The organism is Sphingobium sp. BYY-5 (assembly GCF_022758885.1).
Taxonomy (GTDB): domain Bacteria; phylum Pseudomonadota; class Alphaproteobacteria; order Sphingomonadales; family Sphingomonadaceae; genus Sphingobium.
The window spans coordinates 1,194,723-1,213,138 of sequence record NZ_JALEBH010000001.1 but is presented as its reverse complement, the minus strand read 5'-3'; the positions used below and the strand labels follow the sequence as shown (position 1 = coordinate 1,213,138).

The 18,416-nt window shown below is 63.6% G+C and carries 16 protein-coding genes and 2 pseudogenes; 10 read left to right on the top strand and 8 right to left on the bottom strand.

Features of this window, described 5'->3' with window-relative positions:
- The first annotated feature begins 47 nt into the window (after positions 1-47).
- Together MOK15_RS05715 and MOK15_RS05710 are read left to right on the top strand one after the other, a co-directional pair.
- On the top strand, positions 48-1,376 hold the full coding sequence (locus MOK15_RS05715) for an aromatic ring-hydroxylating dioxygenase subunit alpha (protein WP_242930713.1): 1,329 nt from the start codon (positions 48-50) through the stop codon (positions 1,374-1,376).
- Positions 1,373-2,812 carry a glutamine synthetase family protein gene (locus MOK15_RS05710; protein WP_242930712.1) on the top strand — a complete coding sequence of 480 codons (1,440 nt, stop codon included), beginning with the start codon at positions 1,373-1,375 and terminating at the stop codon, positions 2,810-2,812. Before MOK15_RS05715 ends, MOK15_RS05710 begins: the two co-directional genes overlap by 4 nt.
- A 58-nt stretch (positions 2,813-2,870) precedes the next feature.
- Here the strand turns inward: MOK15_RS05710 and MOK15_RS05705 are convergent, their stop codons facing one another.
- The 3 genes from MOK15_RS05705 to MOK15_RS05695 are packed head-to-tail and all read right to left on the bottom strand — an operon-like array spanning position 2,871 to position 5,341.
- Positions 2,871-3,665, bottom strand: a complete 795-nt coding sequence (locus MOK15_RS05705; protein ID WP_242930711.1) for an SDR family NAD(P)-dependent oxidoreductase — start codon at positions 3,663-3,665, stop codon at positions 2,871-2,873.
- On the bottom strand, positions 3,665-4,522 hold the full coding sequence (locus MOK15_RS05700) for a phytanoyl-CoA dioxygenase family protein (RefSeq protein WP_242930710.1): 858 nt from the start codon (positions 4,520-4,522) through the stop codon (positions 3,665-3,667). Before MOK15_RS05700 ends, MOK15_RS05705 begins: the two co-directional genes overlap by 1 nt.
- Before the next feature lie 3 nt (positions 4,523-4,525).
- Complete coding sequence (locus tag MOK15_RS05695) at positions 4,526-5,341, bottom strand: DUF1445 domain-containing protein (RefSeq protein ID WP_242930709.1); 816 nt, start codon at positions 5,339-5,341, stop codon at positions 4,526-4,528.
- A gap of 138 nt (positions 5,342-5,479) precedes the next feature.
- On the opposite strand from MOK15_RS05695, the gene MOK15_RS05690 reads away from it, so the two are divergent.
- On the top strand, positions 5,480-6,205 hold the full coding sequence (locus tag MOK15_RS05690) for an SDR family oxidoreductase (RefSeq protein WP_242930708.1): 726 nt from the start codon (positions 5,480-5,482) through the stop codon (positions 6,203-6,205).
- Here MOK15_RS05690 and MOK15_RS05685 read toward each other — a convergent pair.
- Complete coding sequence (locus MOK15_RS05685) at positions 6,154-7,386, bottom strand: MFS transporter (RefSeq protein ID WP_242930707.1); 1,233 nt, start codon at positions 7,384-7,386, stop codon at positions 6,154-6,156. The two genes, MOK15_RS05690 and MOK15_RS05685, sit on opposite strands and share 52 nt — an antisense overlap.
- Positions 7,387-7,661: 275 nt before the next feature.
- Between MOK15_RS05685 and MOK15_RS05680 the strand changes: the two genes are divergently transcribed.
- Positions 7,662-8,969: a lipase family protein gene (locus MOK15_RS05680; RefSeq protein WP_242930706.1), complete on the top strand. Its 1,308-nt coding sequence runs from the start codon at positions 7,662-7,664 to the stop codon at positions 8,967-8,969.
- Positions 8,970-9,125: 156 nt separating this feature from the next.
- Here the strand turns inward: MOK15_RS05680 and MOK15_RS05675 are convergent, their stop codons facing one another.
- On the bottom strand, positions 9,126-11,477 hold the full coding sequence (locus MOK15_RS05675) for a TonB-dependent receptor (RefSeq protein WP_242930705.1): 2,352 nt from the start codon (positions 11,475-11,477) through the stop codon (positions 9,126-9,128).
- Between the two features lie 414 nt (positions 11,478-11,891).
- Here MOK15_RS05675 and MOK15_RS05670 point away from each other — a divergent pair, with 414 nt between their 5' ends.
- On the top strand, positions 11,892-13,379 hold the full coding sequence (locus MOK15_RS05670; RefSeq protein WP_242930704.1) for an amidohydrolase family protein: 1,488 nt from the start codon (positions 11,892-11,894) through the stop codon (positions 13,377-13,379).
- A gap of 131 nt (positions 13,380-13,510) precedes the next feature.
- Here MOK15_RS05670 and MOK15_RS05665 read toward each other — a convergent pair.
- From MOK15_RS05665 to MOK15_RS05655, 3 genes and pseudogenes are all read right to left on the bottom strand, one after another.
- Positions 13,511-13,672, bottom strand: a pseudogene (locus MOK15_RS05665) (integrase core domain-containing protein); the annotation flags it as partial.
- A 34-nt stretch (positions 13,673-13,706) separates the two neighbouring features.
- Positions 13,707-14,930 carry an IS256 family transposase gene (locus MOK15_RS05660; RefSeq protein ID WP_242929997.1) on the bottom strand — a complete coding sequence of 408 codons (1,224 nt, stop codon included), beginning with the start codon at positions 14,928-14,930 and terminating at the stop codon, positions 13,707-13,709.
- A gap of 70 nt (positions 14,931-15,000) precedes the next feature.
- A pseudogene (locus tag MOK15_RS05655) lies at positions 15,001-16,010 on the bottom strand (IS3 family transposase); the annotation flags it as partial.
- Positions 16,011-16,136: 126 nt separating this feature from the next.
- On the opposite strand from MOK15_RS05655, the gene MOK15_RS05650 reads away from it, so the two are divergent.
- The 5 genes from MOK15_RS05650 to MOK15_RS05630 all read left to right on the top strand — a co-directional run bounded on the left by MOK15_RS05650 (position 16,137) and on the right by MOK15_RS05630 (position 18,414).
- Complete coding sequence (locus tag MOK15_RS05650; RefSeq protein WP_242930703.1) at positions 16,137-16,346, top strand: hypothetical protein; 210 nt, start codon at positions 16,137-16,139, stop codon at positions 16,344-16,346.
- A 66-nt stretch (positions 16,347-16,412) separates the two neighbouring features.
- Positions 16,413-16,808, top strand: a complete 396-nt coding sequence (locus MOK15_RS05645; protein WP_242930702.1) for a thermonuclease family protein — start codon at positions 16,413-16,415, stop codon at positions 16,806-16,808.
- Positions 16,789-17,469, top strand: coding sequence for a S24 family peptidase (locus MOK15_RS05640; protein WP_242930701.1), 681 nt, complete (start codon positions 16,789-16,791; stop codon positions 17,467-17,469). The genes MOK15_RS05645 and MOK15_RS05640 overlap by 20 nt, the downstream gene beginning before the upstream one ends.
- A 58-nt stretch (positions 17,470-17,527) precedes the next feature.
- Entirely contained in the window at positions 17,528-18,016 is a 489-nt protein-coding gene (locus MOK15_RS05635; protein ID WP_242930700.1) for a LuxR C-terminal-related transcriptional regulator, read from the top strand.
- Positions 18,017-18,063: 47 nt separating this feature from the next.
- Positions 18,064-18,414: a hypothetical protein gene (locus MOK15_RS05630; protein WP_242930699.1), complete on the top strand. Its 351-nt coding sequence runs from the start codon at positions 18,064-18,066 to the stop codon at positions 18,412-18,414.
- Positions 18,415-18,416: the final 2 nt, after the last annotated feature.

Genomic DNA, 18,416 nt, shown 5'->3' with positions numbered 1-18,416 from the left:
GCTGGCCGGACAGAGCCTCGGTTCGATGATTGACGGATTAGACGCCCATGACACCTGAACAGAACGATCTCGTCACCCTCAGCGGCAAGGATCGCCCGCTCGGTGCGCTGCTGCGTCGCTACTGGCAGCCGGTCGCGCTGCTAGAGGAACTCGACGGCCCGCGCCCGGCCAAGGCGGTCAAGGTGCTGGGGCAGGACATGGTGCTGTTCCGTGACGAGGCGGGGCGCCTCGGCCTGCTCGACCGCGATTGCCCGCACCGGGGGGCAGACCTTGCCTTCGGTCGGCTCGAGGACGGCGGTTTGCGTTGCCTGTTTCACGGCTGGCTGTTCGACGTGGACGGCAATTGCATCCAGACGCCCGGCGAGCCGGCTGGCAGCAAGTTGTGCACGCGCGTAAGGCAGCGCGCCTATCCCGTCGTCGAGCGTGCCGGCATGATCTTCGGCTTTCTTGGAGAAGGCGAGCCGCCGGCCTTCCCCGGCCTGGACTGCTTCGCGGCACCCGACAGCCACGTCTTCGCCTTCAAGGGCTATCTCGACTGCAACTGGCTCCAGGCGCTCGAAGTGGGCGTCGATCCGGCCCATGCCAGCTTCCTGCATCGCTTCTTCGAGGACGAGGAGGCTGACGCCTACGGCAAGCAGTTCCGCGCCCGCTCGGCCGACAGCGACATGACGATGATCCAGGTGCTGCGCGAGTTCGAGAATCCCGACATCACGATCTCGCCCACCGATATCGGCTTCCGCCTCACGGCGCTGCGCCCGCTGCCCGAGGGGCAGACCCATGTGCGCATCACCAATCTGTTCTTCCCGCAGGCCTTCGTGATCCCGCTGTCGGAGACGATGACGATCACCCAATGGCACGTCCCGATCGACGATCATAGCTGCTACTGGTACGCCGCCTTCACCAGCTTCACCGATGCGGTCGACAAGCCCGAGATGCGCCGCCAGCGCCTGACGCTCTACGAACTGCCCGACTATAAGCCGCGCCTGGGCCGTCATAATGACTATGGCTACGACATGGTCGAGCAGAGGGGCCGAACCTACACCGGCATGGGCGAGGACATCAACGTCCATGACCAGTGGGCGGTCGAATCGATGGGCCGAATCCAGGACCGCACCCGCGAGCATCTGGGCACCACGGACAAGGGCATTGTCGCCTACCGCACGATGCTGTTGAGGCAGATCCGCAAGGTGGAGCAGGGCGAGCGCCCGTTGCTCGACCTGACGGCGGAGGAAGCAATGGGGATCGGCGATCCCGGAACGATCGACGGCGTCGCGCCTGCCGGAGCCGACCTCGAGGCCTATTGGCGCGGCGTCGATGCGCGCCGCCGCGAGGCTGCGCCCTGGGCCGCCGCGCGCATCGCGACGCCCGCCGCATGACCGGCTTTATCGAGGGCCACGGCCTCTGGAACGAGGATCAGGCCCGGCTCGTCCGTGAGGTCGAACGCCGGATCGCGGCGGACGATGTCGCGACGGTGCGCCTGTGCTTTGCCGACATGCACGGCATCCTGCGCGGCAAGACGCTGCTGGCCGCCTCGCTGCCGGGCGCGCTCGAGGACGGCTGTGCGATCACCTCGACACTGCTGCTCAAGGATACCTCGCATCGCACCGTCGCGCCGGTGTTCGCGGCGGGGGCGGGGATCGGCAATGCCGACCTCCAGGGCGGCGGCGACGTCATCATGGTGCCCGACCCAGCTACTTTCCGCATGCTGCCCTGGGCGCCCGGCACCGGCTGGATGCTGTGCGACCTGTTTCACAATGATGGCCGCCCGGTCGTCGCCTCGACGCGCAGGCTGGCACGCGATGCGGTGGCGCGGCTGGCGCGGCGCGGGTTCGAATATGTCAGCGGGCTGGAGGTGGAGTTTTACCTGACCCGCTTGGATGATCCGGCGCTGGCGCTGCAGGATGCCGGGCAACCGGCGCGGCCGCCGCAGGTTTCGCTCCTGCATCAGGGCTATAATTATCTGACCGAGCAGCGCTACGATCAAGTCGAGCCGATCCTGGAGATATTGCGGCGCAACTGCCTGTCGCTCGGCCTGCCGCTCCATTCGATGGAAGTGGAATTTGGCCCGAGCCAGTGCGAATTCGTGTTCCGTACCGGCACCGGCATCGGTCCGGCTGACGACATGCTGCTGTTCCGCAGCATGGCCAAGCAGGTCGCGCGCCGCCACGGCCATCATGTCAGTTTCATGTGCCGCCCGCAATTGCCCGAGGCGATGGCGAGCGGCTGGCACCTCCACCAGTCGCTGCGCGACCTTCGCACCGGGGCCAACGCCTTCGCGCCCGATGACGGCGCGGCGGGCCTCTCGGAAGTCGGCCGGCAGTTTCTCGCAGGGCTGCTGGCGGGCGCGGCGGCCGCAACGCCGTTCTCGACGCCGACGATCAACGGCTACAAGCGCTATCGTCCCAACTCGCTGGCGCCCGACCGGCTGGCGTGGGCGCAGGACAATCGCGGCGCCCTCCTGCGCGTGCTCGCCCAAGGCGCACCCAAGCTGCGTCGCATCGAAAACCGCGTGGGCGAGCCGGCCGCCAATCCCTATCTTTACCTCGCTTCGCAGATGGTAACGGGACTGGCCGGAATCGAAGCCGGGATGAAGCCGCCGGCAGCCGTCGATTCTCCCTATGCCGCCGAGGCGGAAAGCCTGCCGCGCAGCCTCGAGGTAGCGCTGGACCTGCTCGATGGAAGCGCGTTGCTGCGCGGGGCTTTCGGCAACGACTTCGTGGACCATTTCCTGATGATAAAGCGCGCGGAAGTGGCGCGCTGCAACCAGACGGTCACCGACTGGGAGCATCGGGAGTATTTTGACTTGTTTTAAGGAAACGATGTCGTCCCGAGGACATCCCGGGACGACGTACATTCGGATCGGAAAGCCTCTATAGCGTCGCGCCGCCGTCCACGACTAGTTCCTGCCCGGTGATGTTCCGGCCGCCCTCGCCGACGAGGTAGAGTATCATCGCGACGATGTCCTCCATCTCGCTGGGGCGCTCGAGCGGGATGCCCATGTCGGCGACATAAGCCTTGAGCGCCTCTTCCTCGCTGAGTCCCCGCTGCTCAGCCAATCGGCGCCAGTTCGCCTTCATGCGTGGCACCGCGATCGGACCCGGCGCAACATAGTTGACCGTCACGCCGTCCGGCCCCGCTTCCAGCGCCGCGCTGCGGGTAAGGCCGCGCAGACCCCATTTCGAAGCCGAATAGCTCGATCGTCCGGCCCGGCCGCGCATGCCGTGGTTGCCGCCGATGTTGACCACGCGGCCCGCGCCTGCCTTGCGCATCACCGGCAGCAGCCGTGACAGGACGATGAAGGGCGCGCGCAGATTGGTGGCCAGGGTGCTGTCAAACTCGTCGATGCTGAATTCGCCGATCGGGGGCGAGAGCGGACCGGTATAGCCCGCCGCGTTCACCACCACGTCGACCCGCCCCCGCGACCATGCAAGAAAGCCGTCGAGTGCGGCGTCGAGCGCGGCCGCGTCGCGCACATCGACGGTGAGGATCAGCGCATCGCCGCCGTCGGCGCGGATTGTCTCGGCGGCCGCTTCCATCTCGGCGGTGCGCCGGGCGAGCAGCGCGACGTCGTAGCCCGCCGTACCGAGCGAGAGCGCGATCTCGCGCCCGGTGCCCGCGCTCGCGCCGGTAACGATGGCGATGGGCCGCCGGCCGGATGTGGCCATCACTGGGCGTCCGCGAAGAATTTGCGCTTCGATTCGGCCTGGATCTTGTAGATCGAGCTGCCGGCGCGTGAGGGGAAGGGGAGCTTCACGTAATTTTCCTCGAAGCGGATTTCGGTGGTGGAAGGACCACAGACGAGGCGCGATTCATATTCCTCCCAGTCGACCTTGTAGAAGAGGGGGAAGGCGTCGCTGGCGGCATATTCGTAGAACAGGATGCGGCGCGGATCGCCCGAGCGGTTCACGCTTGATCCATGGAGCGTCATCGGGTGGTGAAAGCTGACGGTGCCGGGAGGGCCTTCGAGCAGCACCGCCTTGGCGATGTCGAACCCGGCGACGTCCACCGCCCCGCAAAAAAAGCCTTCCTCATCATGATGATCGAGCAGCGGCCCCCTGTGGCTGCCGGGAATGACCTGCATCGCCCCATTCGATGCCGAGGCACCATCGAGCATGATCGAGGCTACGCAGGTCGACATGTTGGTGTGCGGGGCGAAGGCCCAGTCCTGGTGCCATTCGAGCGCGGCGCCGCCATTGGCCGACTTCATGTTGATCTTGGTGTGGCTGAGCCGGACCAGCTTGCCGATGATCCGGGTGAGGATCTCCAGCACCTGCGGGTTGCCGGCCTGCTCGGCATAATAGGGATCGATGCGGTTGGGCTTCTTGATGCGCTGGATCGTACGAAGGCCGTCGGCGTCGGTGTCGAAATCGAACCTGGCGTCGTCGCCTTCGGCTTGCGCTGCACGGGCCGCCACGCTGTCGGTCAGGGCGCGCAGATTCTCGAGTACCGGACCATGCAGCAGTCCGGGCACGACCACATAGCCATGTTCGAGATAGTGCGAAACGATGTCGTCGAGGTTCATGACTCAGTCCTTGGGGAGGCGCAGGTCGGTGACGACCATATGCGCCTTGTAATGGGTGATGCACAGCGGCAGCCGCGCGTTGCGCATCGCGTTCTGCCCGGTCGCGCCGCAGGCCCAGAAGACCGGCAGCTCGCCGGGGTTCAGCCGGGTCAGGCCGTGGCCGCCATAGCTGTTCGCGAGGTCGGCAATGCCGAGATCCTCGGGCAGCCCGAGCGATACCGGCGCGCCGTGATATCGCGGATAGCGGGCAGAGAGGATCGTCGCGCGAATGGCGTCGGTCGGCGAGAGCGCGCGCATCGAGACGATCAGCTTGCCGCTGAACGGACCTACCGGAACGGTGTCGCGCGTGGTCTCGTACATGGCGGAGACATTGCCTTCGTCGAGATGGCGCAGGCGCACGCCATGGGCCTGGAGGATCGCCTCGAACGAGAACGAACATCCCAGCACGAAGGAGACCAGGTCGTCGCGCCAGGCGTGGCTGGCGTCGCGCGGTGTCTCTGCCAGTTCGCCGTCGCGGAAGACCATGTAGCCGCCGGTGTCGCGGGCGAGATCGAGATCGGCGGCGAGAGCGGGGATGGTCCGCGATCCCGGCTCGCTGCGGCCCAGGATCGGCAGCGCCTGCGGGTTCGAACGGCAATAGAGTTCGAAGGCGTCGGCATGGGCTTCGGGCACCGCAACGAGGTTGCCCTGCACGAAATCGCGCGCGACGAGGTTGGTGAAGCCGGTGAACCGCCCGTCGCGAATGGCGCGGCGCGTGGCGGCCGGATCGCCGACATCGAAGTCTGGCGAGGGGATGTCGATGGGATATGACTGTGCCATGCCGACGATATTAGCCAATCCCGGTGTTGCCGAGAGTTGCTTTTTGATGCCGTACCCGTTGCCGATAGGGCCATGGGCGGCAACCGCACACTCGTGCTTCGCTGAACCGCATCGCGATGGAAGAGAGTATACACGCATATGGCCGGTATTTTGATCATAGGCGGCGCGAGCGGCCTTGGCGGGGAGATCGCCGCCGATTTCGCACGGTCCGGGGACGGCGTGCTGCTGGTGGATCAGGGCGCGGTTCCCGCCGGACTCGGGGCGGGCGTGGCCTATCTCGCGCTGGACCTCGCAGCCGAGGATAGCGGGGCACGGGCGGTACGCGAAGCGGTGGACAGGTTCGGGTCGATCGATACGCTGGTCGTGGCGGCTGCGGCGATGGACAGCGCGCCGATCACGGCGTGGACCGCCGCGATGTGGGACCGGGCCGCCGCCGTGAACCTGCGCCTGCCGTTCCTGGCGGTGCAGGCGGCGTTGCCGTGGCTGTGCGCTTCCGACAATGCCAGCGTGACGTTCATATCCTCGACCGCGACGATGCGGGGACAGGTCCATACCCATGGCTATCAGGCGACCAAGGCGGGAGTCGCGGGACTGGTGCGCAGCCTAGCCGCCGAACTGGGGCCGGCAGAAATCCGGGTCAACGCGGTGCTGGCCGGCTGGCTCGATACCCCGTTGACGCGCGCCTATTGGGCCGGGGTGGAGGATGCCGACGGGGAGCGCGCCCGGCTCGACAGGCGGCTTCCCCTGCGGCGCCACGGCACGGCGGCGGAGGCTGCCGCGCTGGTGCGGTTCCTGGCCTCCACCGCGGCGAGCTACCTGACGGGCGCGATGTTGCCGGTCGACGGCGGTGACACCGCGGTCTGATCCCCTGCCTTATGTCCGACCTTGGGCAGCGCGATCAGGCAGGTCAGGAGTCCGACCACCGCGATCGCGACATAGGCGCCCCAGTGGGTCAGGGAGAAGTAGATCGTCGGCGTCAAAAACGAGGCGATCGACACGAACTGATTGACCAGTCCCGCCACACTGCCGCCGCCCAGACCCCGGGTGGAAAGCGCGGGCATCGTCGCCATGCACACGCCGGTCGCCGCGCCGTAGGTGAAAAGCCATGCCATCAGTCCGGCAATCGCCAGCACGAACGGGCTGGTCGGCAGGAACAGCAGGGTCTGGGCGATGATCCCGATTACCACGACGATCGCCAGCAGTCGTCTTGGCGGGAAATCACGTGCGAGCAGGGCGCCGGTCACGGTGCCGCCAAGCAGGACGGCCGCGATCTTGGCGACGGCGACGATGCTGGCCGAGGCTGCGAGCGAAACGCCATGGACCCTGGCGAGGTAGGTCGCCGCCGCCAGGCTGGTGCCATAGGAGATCATCGCGGGCATCGCCATGGCAAGGCCCAGCATCAGGATCGGCGGGTGGCGCAGACCCGCGAAGAGGCTGGTGAGCTTCTCGCGCGCGCTCGCGCCCTGCCCACGGATCAGCGGCACATGCGGAAGGATGATCGAGCCTGCCGCGCAGACCAGCATGAACGCGCCGTGGAGCAGGATCGCCCAGCGCCACGCTTCCCCCGCCGTGAATGGCGCGGCGACCAGCAGGCCCAGCGAGAAGCCGACCGGCGCGTAGGTGGACCATAGCGTCATGGCCCTGGTCCGTGCCGTTCCGTCGAGGGCGCCGATCAGCATGGCGGCGCCGCCGTTGAGAATGCCCAGATAGCCGATCCCGGCGAGCAGCACGCCAAGGTTCAACATCCAGATGTCGCGCGAAAACCATATGATGGCATCCGCGAGTATGAAAACAGGGGAGGTGAGAAGAAGGACCAGGCGGGGGCCAAGTCGGTCGACGATGCCGCCGCCGACGGTGGCCACTATCGCGGCCGGCAGCGAGAACAGCGCGATGGTCAGGCCGATGGCGGCCGCGGGCGCATGTAGTCCCTGCGTGATCCGCAATGCCAATGGCGAGAGAATGCCGACGAGTGCCATGCTGCCCAGTCCGATGGCGTATATGAGTGCGACCGTCGACCAGCGTCCTTGCGGTATTGCGTCTGCCATGTCCGGTCGTCTCCTTGTTCGGCGGTGAGGATAGGCAGGCTGGGTCTGCGGGCAAGGCGGGTTCGTAATCCGCAACGAGGCGTATACTTTTTGGATAATGGCCAGGTCGGGCAGTGTGGGTGATGGTCCCGCCGCGCGTTGCCGCGCGGGCAATGCGGCAATGCGGCGATGCGCGAACGGCGTCCGCTTTCCGGGCGGTTTACGTCTAGACCAGTGCGGCACGCACGCGCGATCAACAAGGAGCGAACGATCCCGACATGAAAGACAGGCCTAACATGAAGAGATGGCTTTGGCACTTGACCGCGCTCGCCACGGTGTCGCTGGTCGCGAGCGTTTCTGCCGTCGTCGGGGTGCAGCCTGGCCAGGCTCCCGCTGATCCGCGAGCCGATCTGGGCCATATCGACGGCGACGGCGGCGTTTCGGGCTTCTACGACTGGACCGGCAAGCCGGGCGCGCCGGGGCGAATGCTGCGGCAGGAACCGTTGCCCACCGACCGTATCCAGCCGGACGCGGGCACGGTGCTGCGCGTGCTTTACAGTTCCACCAGCGGAGTGGAGCAGGGCGCCATCGCGGTTTCCGGCATGGTCTTCCTGCCGAAGGGCGCCGCGCCGAAGGGAGGATGGCCGATCGTCGCCTGGGCGCACGGAACCACCGGCTTCGCCGACGTCTGCGCACCGTCATGGACGGGCACCTCGGCGCGCGACAAGGACTATCTCCAAAAGTGGCTGGAAGCGGGTTTCGCGGTCGTCGCCAGCGACTATGAAGGACTCGGCACCAAGGGGGTGCATCCCTATCTGATCTGGCGATCCGAAGGGCGGTCGGTGCTTGACGCCGCCCGCGCCGCGCTCGGGGCCTATCCTCGCCAGCTCTCGAACCGGGTTCTCATCGTCGGCCAGTCGCAGGGATCGGGCGCCGCGCTCGGCGCGACATATCTGGCGAAGGACTATGCCCCGCAACTCCACATCCTCGGCACGGTGGCGACGGGCCTTGTGATGACGTTCGATACGCCGCATGGCGCCGATTATGTTGCCAAGTCGGCCACCCTCACCGACCCGCATTTCATGAATCCGGGCTTCGCCATGCTGCGCATTGCCGGGATCGACCGCTCGCTCCATCCCGAACTGGACCCGGCGGATTTCGTGAAGCCGGCGGGGCGGGCCTTGCTGCGCACCGCGCGCACCGCCTGCCTGCATGACCTGTTCGCCCAGGCCGATAGGGAAGGGCTGAACGGCCAGCAGGTCTTCGTCGAAAATCTCGATCCGATCGACGGAACCATGAATGCCAATTTCGATTTCCCCGACGCACATATGCCAGGCCCGATCTTCGTGGGCACCGGTCTTGCCGACGACATGGCCGGCACGCAGGGACAGTATAATGCGGTCAAGGCGATGTGCGCAGCGGGCACCAGCCTGCAATGGCATGTCTACCCTGGCGAGGATCATGGCAGCGCGGTGAATGCCTCCGCGCGCGATTCGATTCCGTTCGCGAAGGCGCTGCTTGCAGGTAAGACGCCTGCGTCCAACTGTGCGACGATATCGCCGCCAGGGCCGGTTCAGAAGAAACGTACAGACGTCGGGGGCTGATCCGTCGGCAGTCCGCGGGATACTGTCGAAGGGCCTCCGCCATTGGCGGAGGCCTTTTTCGTTCCCAGTTCCAACCACGGCATTATAAGGGAAATGGCAACGGCGGAAGCATCGCTGCTCCCGCCGTTGCCTGCGAACCCCGCGAGGCGTGCCCTGTCAGTAACGGACCTGAGCCGTCAGGCCGACCGTGCGGGGCCGGTAGGTCTGATCATAATAGAGGCTCGACCCGATCGAGTCGTGGTTGCGCGACAATATGTCGTTCGAGTTCAGCAGGTTGTCGACGAACACCGACAGGTCGACACCGCTGAAACGCGCACCCATGCGAGCCGACACGAAGTTGCGCCCGCCCAGCGCATAGAGACCCGAATCATAGCCGTAGCCCTGTGGTTCGGCCGCCGCATAGGAGTGACTTGCGAAGGTGTAGTCGCCGCGAATATAGGCCGTGACGCTGTCGCTCACCGCCGCATCATAGGAACCGTAGACGTGGCCGGTCCACGAGGGGCCGCCGATATGCTGGCCGTCCGCCTTCAACAGCAGGCCGTTGCCGCCTAGGACGTCATTGTCGTAGGTGAGATCGACATAGGCTAGGTTGCCGCCGACCGACATGCCCGTGATGGGTCGCACATCAATCGAGAGTTCGCCGCCCTTGCCGGTCGCGTTGCCGAGATTGTAGATGAACGAGAAAGAACAGGTCGGGAGGCGAACCGATTGCTGGATGTTCTTCCACTTCATCAGGTAGACGCTGGCGCCCAGGCTCACCTTGCCGCCGAACAACGCGTTCTTGGTGCCCGCCTCATACGACCATAGCGAGTCCGACTGGTATGAGGTGGGGCTTTCGGTGAGACCGAGGGTCGCAAGGTCGCCGGCACACAGGTCGTTGATGATCCTGGCCTGTGCGCCACCCGGCCGGAAGCCCTTGGTAGCCGAGGCGTAGACCATGTTGTTGGGTGCGATCTTGTAGGATATCCCGATCTTGGGCGTCCAGGCGCCCTCCTTCACGCCGGCGGTCGTCGTCGTGCGGATGTTCCTTGCGCCGGTGCCGTCGGTGACGTTGACGAAGTCGAAATCGACGTGGCTGTAACGGATGGCCGCGGTCAGCGTCAGTTCCGACGTCGGCTTCACGTCGACGCTGGCGTAACCGGCGATCTGCTCGTCCTTGGCATTGACGAGATTTACAAGGCTGTAACGCCCGTCATACTGCACATAGCCGTTGATCAGCGTGCCGGGAATGCGCCCCGAACTGGTGTAGTTGCTGAAATCCTGTTTGGTCTTCGAATAATATACGCCCGCAGTCCAGTCGATTAGCTTGTTGTCATAGGACTGCAGCCGCGCCTCCTGAACGAAGTTCTTTTGCTTGACCGTCAGGAAATCATCATTGTTGGTGATATCCTTGTTGGAATATGTGCCGAACGGGCTGCCGGAGCGCAGCACCGAGAAATAGGTGGCGTAGTTGAGCGTCTGCTCCTGCTTGCGGGCGAAATAGGAGGTGTTGGTGATAAGATCGACGTTGGGCGCGACCGTCCACTCGACCTTCAGCGCGGGCAGATAGAATGTGTCGGTGCTGGGTTCGAGCGAGTAGACGCCGGTATGGTAGTCGTTGTCCTGGGCCAGGCCATAGCCTTCCCAATAATCGTCGCGTGATGCGCTGTGGGTGCGCTGGTAGTAGAAGCTGGGTGTGATCGTCAGGCTGTCGGTGGGTTTCCAGCCGACCACCGCCCGGAAGACAGCGGAATTGCCGGAGTTGATGTTGTTCTTGATGACGGTGTCGGTTCCCTGCGTAACCTGGTCGATATAGCCCCCGGTGTGCTGATACCAGCCGCTCATACGGAAGGCGAGATTGTCGGTGATCGGCGCGCCGAAGGCGAGTCCGGCCTCGTAGCTGGGGTCGCCTTCCTGGGTGAAGGAAAGCTGCGAACGGCTGTAGACGTGCAGCTTGTCATAGTCCGGGCCTGGAGTGATGAAGCGCACGGCGCCGCCTTCGGCGCTGGCCCCGAACAGCGTTCCCTGCGGGCCGTAGAGGACTTCGACGCGGTCGAGGTCGAACACCTTGGGATAAGGGTTGCCGCCATAGTAGCCGACGTTGCGGATCTGGATGGGCGTATCATCGATATAGATCGCGGTGGTGGCCGAGCCTACGTCCGACGCCATGCCGCGGATCGAGATGTTGGTGCCGTTATTGGCAGTCACGCCTGCGGACGGCGCGAAATTCAGTGCCGGGGTGAGCCGCGACAGGTCGTCGATACTGCGGATGCCCTGTTGGTCCATCATCTGCTTGTCGAAGCTGGTGATGGAGATCGGCACTTCGTTGATGCTCTGATCGCGGCGGAGTGCGGAAACGACGATGAGGTTTCCGTTGTCTCCCGTGTCGGCGGCAGGGGGGCTTTCAGCGGCATCGGCCGCCAAGGCGCTCTGTGCTGCCCCCAAAAGGGCGATCGCCGCGCATGATGCGGCAAGCCGCCGAAGCAGGTGGCGATCGGCTGACCAGTGAGAGTTGTTGGTACGAGACATGACGCGGAACCCCTTTTTTGGTCGGAACTCTTCAATTCCCTTTCCACCCTCCCGTGTGCCACGCATTGTCATCTCTATGCTCACGTGGTTCTCCACTGATGGTTCTCCGGGTTCCACGATGTTCCACGGTCCCGGCCTTTGCTTGGCCGACTGTCTCGGCGTGCGGGCACATCAAGACAAAAATATCGAGCCAACACCATTGCAAGAACCGAACCGACCTGTTGCAATTTTCGTGCGGATGTTCGCTGCGTTGCTGCCCGCGTCGCGAGGGGCTGACATTTTTGCATCGCGTCGGCTGCTTTTGGGCCGATTAGGGGGACCGGGAACCCGATTCGAACCAGGCTGCGCCCCGTATGCATCATTGGCACCATGGGCAGCTTGTTGTGCCACCTCACTGATGCGAGTCCTGTCGAGATGACCGAAATTACACCCTTCACGTTGCGTGTCGGCCGCGTGCTGACCAGCGCCTTTGGCGATGTCTTGGGGCCGAGCGAGGTGAGGATCGGCGCTGACGGACGCATCGCTTCGCTCGCCCCTGTTTCAGTTGATTTCCTGACCGCGGATGAAGCGGGCGCGCTGCTTATCCCCGGCCTGGCCGACGCGCATGATCACGGACGAGGTTTGCGAACATTGGCGTTCGGCGCTGCCGACCAGTCCCTTGAAACCTGGCTGCCGGACCTTGGCCGCCAGCCCCGCATCGATCCCTGGCTCAATGCCGTCGTGGCGCTCGGCCGGCTGGCGCGAAATGGCGTCACGGCGGTCAATCATTGCCACAATACGCAGGACGGTCGTGCCTTGCTCGTCGAGGCAGAGGCGGTATCGCGGGCTGCCAGGGACGTCGGTATTTCAGTTGCCTTTGCCTGGCCGTTCTTCGACCGAAATCCCCTCGTCTACGGCGAGCTTTCGCTTTTGGCCGCGCGGCTGCCGGAGGAGCGGCGTGCCGGGGTTCTGGCGGCAGCGGGGGGGATGCGCGACTGCGCGATCAACTTCGCGCTGTTCGACCAGGCCAAGGCGTTCGAGCATGAGGGGTTCACGCTGCAATATCACCCGGTTGCCCCGCAATGGACCATGCCGGAAACATTGGCGGCCATAGCGCGCGCTTCGGCCGCCGACGGGCGCAAGGTTCATACGCATCTGCTCGAAACCGAACTTCAGCGTGAATGGGCATATGCCCATCATCCCCAAGGATTTGTGGCATGGCTCGACGAACTCGGACTTCTGAGTGACCGACTGACCGTTGCCCACGCCGTTTGGCTCGACGTCGAGGATATCGCGCTGCTGGCCGAAAGGAGAGTGACGGTATCGGTGAACGTCTCGTCCAACATGCGGCTGCGCTCGGGCTTCCCGCAAGTGGGTGCGTTGTTGGAGGCAGGGGTGCGCGTCGCGTTCGGGCTCGATGGGATGGCCCTGGACGACGACGAGGATATGCTGCGCGAACTGCGGCTGGTCTGGCACGCCAGTGCGCGAGGCAAAGCGCTGGGCAAGGGGCTCGATCCGCGCATGATCCTTAAGGGCGCGCTGGAGGATGGGCGCCGTTCGATCGTCGGCGAGGATAGTGGCGGCCGGATCGCTCCGGGTGCCCCGGCCGATCTCGTCCTGCTCGACTTCGCGGCGCTTTCGGCCGATTATGTGATGCCGGACCCTGACCCCGTTCGACTTCTGCTCGGTCGTGCGCAATCGCGCCATGTCCGCCGTGTCTTTGCGCGCGGTCGTATCGTAGCGGAAAAGGGAATCTGCACGGGCATCGACCTTGCCGCGCTGGAGGCTCGACTGATCGAGGAGGCGCGGCGCTATCATGCTATGTCCTTCTCCGGCGCGGATTCCATTACGGAAATGCAGGATGCAATTCAAAACTACTATAAGTGCGGATGCCATCTCATAGGCGGGGTTAATCGACCATGATTGCTAAGTGTCTGATTCATAATTATCCGGTTTGATTTCATATCCTTGCGATGCGGCGAGTGAAGAGTTGGATCGACGCGATGGAGAGCCAAGCCGTTGGACTGCCCGCGATGACTGGTCCGGTTTCATGATTAGCTGATCCGCATTTCGGATGCCAGCCTGGGCGGGAGGCGGAGCGTAGCGGAGCCGAGTGGCCAGGCTGGCATCTTGATGGTTTCCGGGGCCGGTGGACGGTAGCCAAGACTGCTGTGCGGGCGCAGTCGGTTGTAATGATCGCGCCACCAGCGGGACTGTCAGGAATTCCGTGTGTGGGCGGGCGGTTGAACATTACGCTGCCATGGCCTTGATGAAGCGTTCTCCGAACAGCACGGCGAACTGGGCCTTGGCCATGGACCACTCACGTGGCGGCATTTTCCACTCTTTCTCGGATCGGTTCAAGATCAGATAGAGCAGCTTGGTCGCTGAATCGTCGCTGGGAAAGTGCCCCCTGGCCCTGACCGCCCGTCGAAGCTGGGCATTCAACGCCTCGATGGCGTTTGTCGTATAAACGATGCGGCGGACCTCGTCGGGGAAGGCAAAGAACGGGATAACCTCGGCCCATGCACGGCGCCAGCTCTGGCCGATCGCAGGATAGCGCCGACCCCATTCGCCGGCCTCGAAGGCTGTCAGGGCCTCCTCGGCAGCGATGGCATCGGTGGCGCGGTAGACGGTCTTCAGTGCACCAGCGAGCGCCTTGCGATCCTTCCACGACACGAAGTCCATCGAGTTGCGCAGCAGGTGGACGATGCAGGTTTGGACGATCGCCTCGGGGAACACGGCGGTGATGGCCTCTGGAAAGCCCTTCAGGCCGTCTACGACGGCCAGCATGATGTCCTCAACACCGCGGTTCCTCAGCTCGTTCATCACCCGCAGCCAGAATTTGGCGCCCTCGTTCTGCTCGATCCACAGGCCCAGGACGACCTTGCCGCCATCGGCACGCACGCCCAGCGCGATGTGGATAGCCTTGTTGCGGACCAGACCTTCGTCACGGATCTTGACCCGGATCGCGTCGAAGAAAACCAGCGGATAGGCCGGATCGAGCGGTCGGGCCTGCCAGGCGGCGACCTCTTCGAGCACGGCGTCGGTCACCGTCGAGATCAGGTCCGGCGAGACGTCGATACCGTACAGATCGCGCAAGTGCCCGACGATCTCCCGTGTGCTCATGCCGCGCGCATACATCGAGACGATCTTGTCGTCGAAGCCCGGAAACCGGCGCTGGTACTTGGCGATCAGTTGCGGATCAAAGCTGGCATGACGATCGCGCGGCACCTCGATCTCGATCTTGCCGGTGTCCGTCACCACCGTCTTGCGGCCATAGCCATTGCGGCTGTTCCCGACCTGCGGGGCATCGCCAAGGTGGTAATCCATCTCGGCGTTGAGCGCCCGTTCGGCCAGCGCCTTCTTCAATGAATCCAGCAGGCCGCCCTGCTGGAGCGCACTGGCGGCATCGCTGCCGGCCAAGAGTTGATCGAGTAAATCAGCCGGGATCGCCGGCTCCTTGCGTCGAGGCATACAGGGTCTCCTTCTTACCCATTATGCCCGCCCACACACGGAATTCCTGACAGTCCCGCCACCAGCCGGTGACACAGCGGACTTCCTCAAGGCTGTAGAAGATCTCGCCATTGAGCAGTTCGTCACGCAGACGGGCGTTGAAGCTCTCGATATAGCCATTCTCCCAGGGACTTCCCGGCTCGATGTAGAGCGTAGTGACGCCGAGCCTGCCCAACCATTCGCGCACTGCATGGGCGACGAACTCAGGGCCGTTGTCGGACCTGATATGCTCGGGCGGCCCATGCTCGATGAACAGATCGGCCAGCACGTCGATCACGTCGTTCGATCGGAACCGCCGCAGCGGCACCATCGCCAAGCATTCCCGGCTGAACTCGTCGATGATGTTGAGCATCCGGAACTTGCGTCCGTTGCGCGTCTGATCTTCGACGAAGTCGTATGACCATACATGCCCGCGATGCTGCGGGCGCAGCCGGATGCATGATCCGTCGCCCAGCCATAGCCGCCGTCGCTTCGGCTGCCTCTTCGGCACTTTGAGACCCTCCCGCCGCCAGATGCGTTCCACCACCGACAGGCTGACCTGCCAGCCAGCGTTGCCGAGCAGCGCATGGATGCGGCGATAGCCGTACCGGCCATAATCCTTGGCCAGCGCGATGATGTCAGCCGTCAGACGCTGCTCGTCGCCGTCATCCTTCGGACGATGTCGCTGCGTCGAACGATGCTGAACCAGAACACGGCAGGTCCGCCGCTCCGATACCGGAACGCGACGGACCTGCTCGATCGCCTCACGACGACGGGAGGGGCTCAAAAAGTCAGCTTCGACGCCTCCTGAAGGATCGCTTTATCTAGCGCGAGGTCTGCAACCAGCTTCTTCAGCTGCGCATTCTCCCGCTCCAAATCCTTCATCCGACGCACTTGGTCGACCTTCAGGCCACCATATTCCTTACGCCACCTGTAGAGCGTCTGTTCCGCAATCCCAATCTGCCGACAAGCCTCGACGGCGGTCCCACCCCGCCCGACAATCACATCCACCTCGCGCAGCTTCGCGATGATCTGCTCCGGACTAAATCGCTGTCGTCCCATACATTTCTCCAATTCTCTCGCCCAAACGGGCTCGCTTCAGAATTGGACCAATTGTCTCAAGGCAGACCACTTCACCCCACTGCCCGCGCAACGCTCCAGGCCAGGCTGGCCGAAGTGGAGGCTATCTTGGTTCAGCTGGATGATGGCGTCCTTCATCTGTTGGGCAAGCCGGATTATCTCGCTCTGACTATAGCTAATGCCCAACGTGAAGGCGTGAGCGTGCAAGAGATGCACCGACGCGGTACGGAAGGTGCTCGCTTGCTGTTTCAAACGGAAGCGGTGAATTTGCGCGCAGCCATTAAAAGCAACTTCAAATCTGATGCAGCCTTGGAATAGAGTTTAAGCAGCCGAGGCATCCATCAAACATTCGCATTCTGCCGCAAATCGGTTAACGGCCTGCAGATGATTGCGCTTCTTCCGTTTCTGATCAGCATTTATCAAGCTCCAGTAACCTGTGTGGCAATTGACGGCGACACCATCCGCTGCCCGGAGATCGGCCGGGTTCGACTGTTGGGCATCGATGCGCCGGAGATGGCGGGACATTGCCGCAAGGGCCGTATCTGCGTTGTGGGCGATCCCATGAAGAGCAAAGCGAAGTTGGCGTGGTTGATCCGCGGCGGCGTGACGATCGCACCGGTGACACGGGACAGGTATGGCCGAACCGTCGCCCAGGTATACGCAGGCGACAGGAATGTTGCCTGCGCTCAACTGCGCGCTGGGATGGTCATTTATAAGCCGAAGTGGGACAATGGGCGACGACTCGCGGGGGAGTGTCGATATGCTCGAGGAAAGCCATGAGGCTGCGAACGTTCGGTCAACGTTAGATCGGCTGATCGCCGAGCGCAGGGAAAGTTATTCTGACATCTCGCGGCTGATTGGTCGCAATTCCGCATATATCCAGCAATTCATCAAGCGCGGTACCCCGCGTAAGCTGGATGAGGAGGATCGGCGGGTGCTGGCGCGGTATTTCGGCGTGTCCGAAACGATGCTGGGCGGGGCGTCGGTGGGGGCTGCTCCGCCTGCACGCTTGCGGGGGTTGCCGGCCATCGTCGCCGTGCCGCGTCTCGCGCTGGGCGCATCTGCGGGCGGCGGCACGCTGGACGAGGATGAACGGGCGGCGGGCGTGATGGCGTTCGACGCGCGCTGGTTGCGGCATCTGGGCGTGCGGCCACAGCGCGTCTCGATGATCCGGGTCGACGGCGAATCGATGGCGCCTACGCTGAGCGACGGCGACGACATCATGGTCGATCATGACGATGATGCGGATCGGTTGCGCGACGGCGTTTATGTGCTGCGGCTCGACGGCGTGCTGATGGTCAAGCGCATCGCCATGGGGCCGCTGCGCGGGCGGTTCAGCGTCGTCAGCGACAATCCCCATTATCCCGACTGGGCTGACATCGATCCTGCGCTGGTGGATATTGTCGGCCGGGTCGTCTGGACCGGCCGCCGCTTGAACTAACATGTTGAAGATTTCTTTCACTACATTGCTGTATCGCTCCTCGTAAAATGATGTGGTCATGAGGGATATCGTGAGCCAACGGACGGAAGGTCTATCCGAGAAACAGAAGCTCTGTCTGCGGTTGGTGGGACAGGGATTGTCTTCCAAAGAAATCGCGCCGATCGCGGAGACCACCTATGGCGTGGTCGATAATATCATTTCAACCGCCTGCCTGAAAATTGGCGTCCGCAGTCGCAGAGAGGCCGCACGGATATTGTTGGCTGAGGAAAATAGCGGGGTGCAGCAATTGCATGTGCAGCCGGTGGGCGTTGCATCGGCGTCCATTGCCGATGATGAACGGGTCCAGGCCGAACAACAGCCAGGCGTTCTCGCAACGTTGAAAGAGACATTGGCTGCCTTGTTCCGCCTTCCACCGATAGGAGGTCGAGCAAATGATCTGAACAATGGCGAACGAGTGTTGGCAATGGCGCGCATTACCTTTGTATGCGCTTTGCTTCTCATCGCTGCGGTTGTGATCGTTCAGGGCATCGCTCAGCTTCTTATCTGATCGCCGTAATAATCGTTGGGATGCGCGTTTCGCGCCACGGAGGTGTTATGCCTGAATTCAACCCCGCAGCAGGCCAAGTTGTTGCCGACGAACTGCGCGACGCTTTTGTTAGCCTCGACACAAGCGTCCATGACAGCGCTCGCCTGATGACAACCTTTCTCGAAGCCATGAAGGGCTCTGATCTCGCACCATCGCGTTCGCAGCGTGCGCTTCGCGCCCTCGCTGCAAGCCTGAACAAGTCGGTCGAAAGCCGGGCCGACATGATCGATGCCCAGCGCGTGATGGTTGCGATCAAGCGGGACAGCAATCTCGACATCTATGATTATGGCTGCTGGATGTTCCCAGCCATGGAGTCAACGCAGCAGGCTTCGTCCGTTCCGACGCAAGTAGACGCTTGATA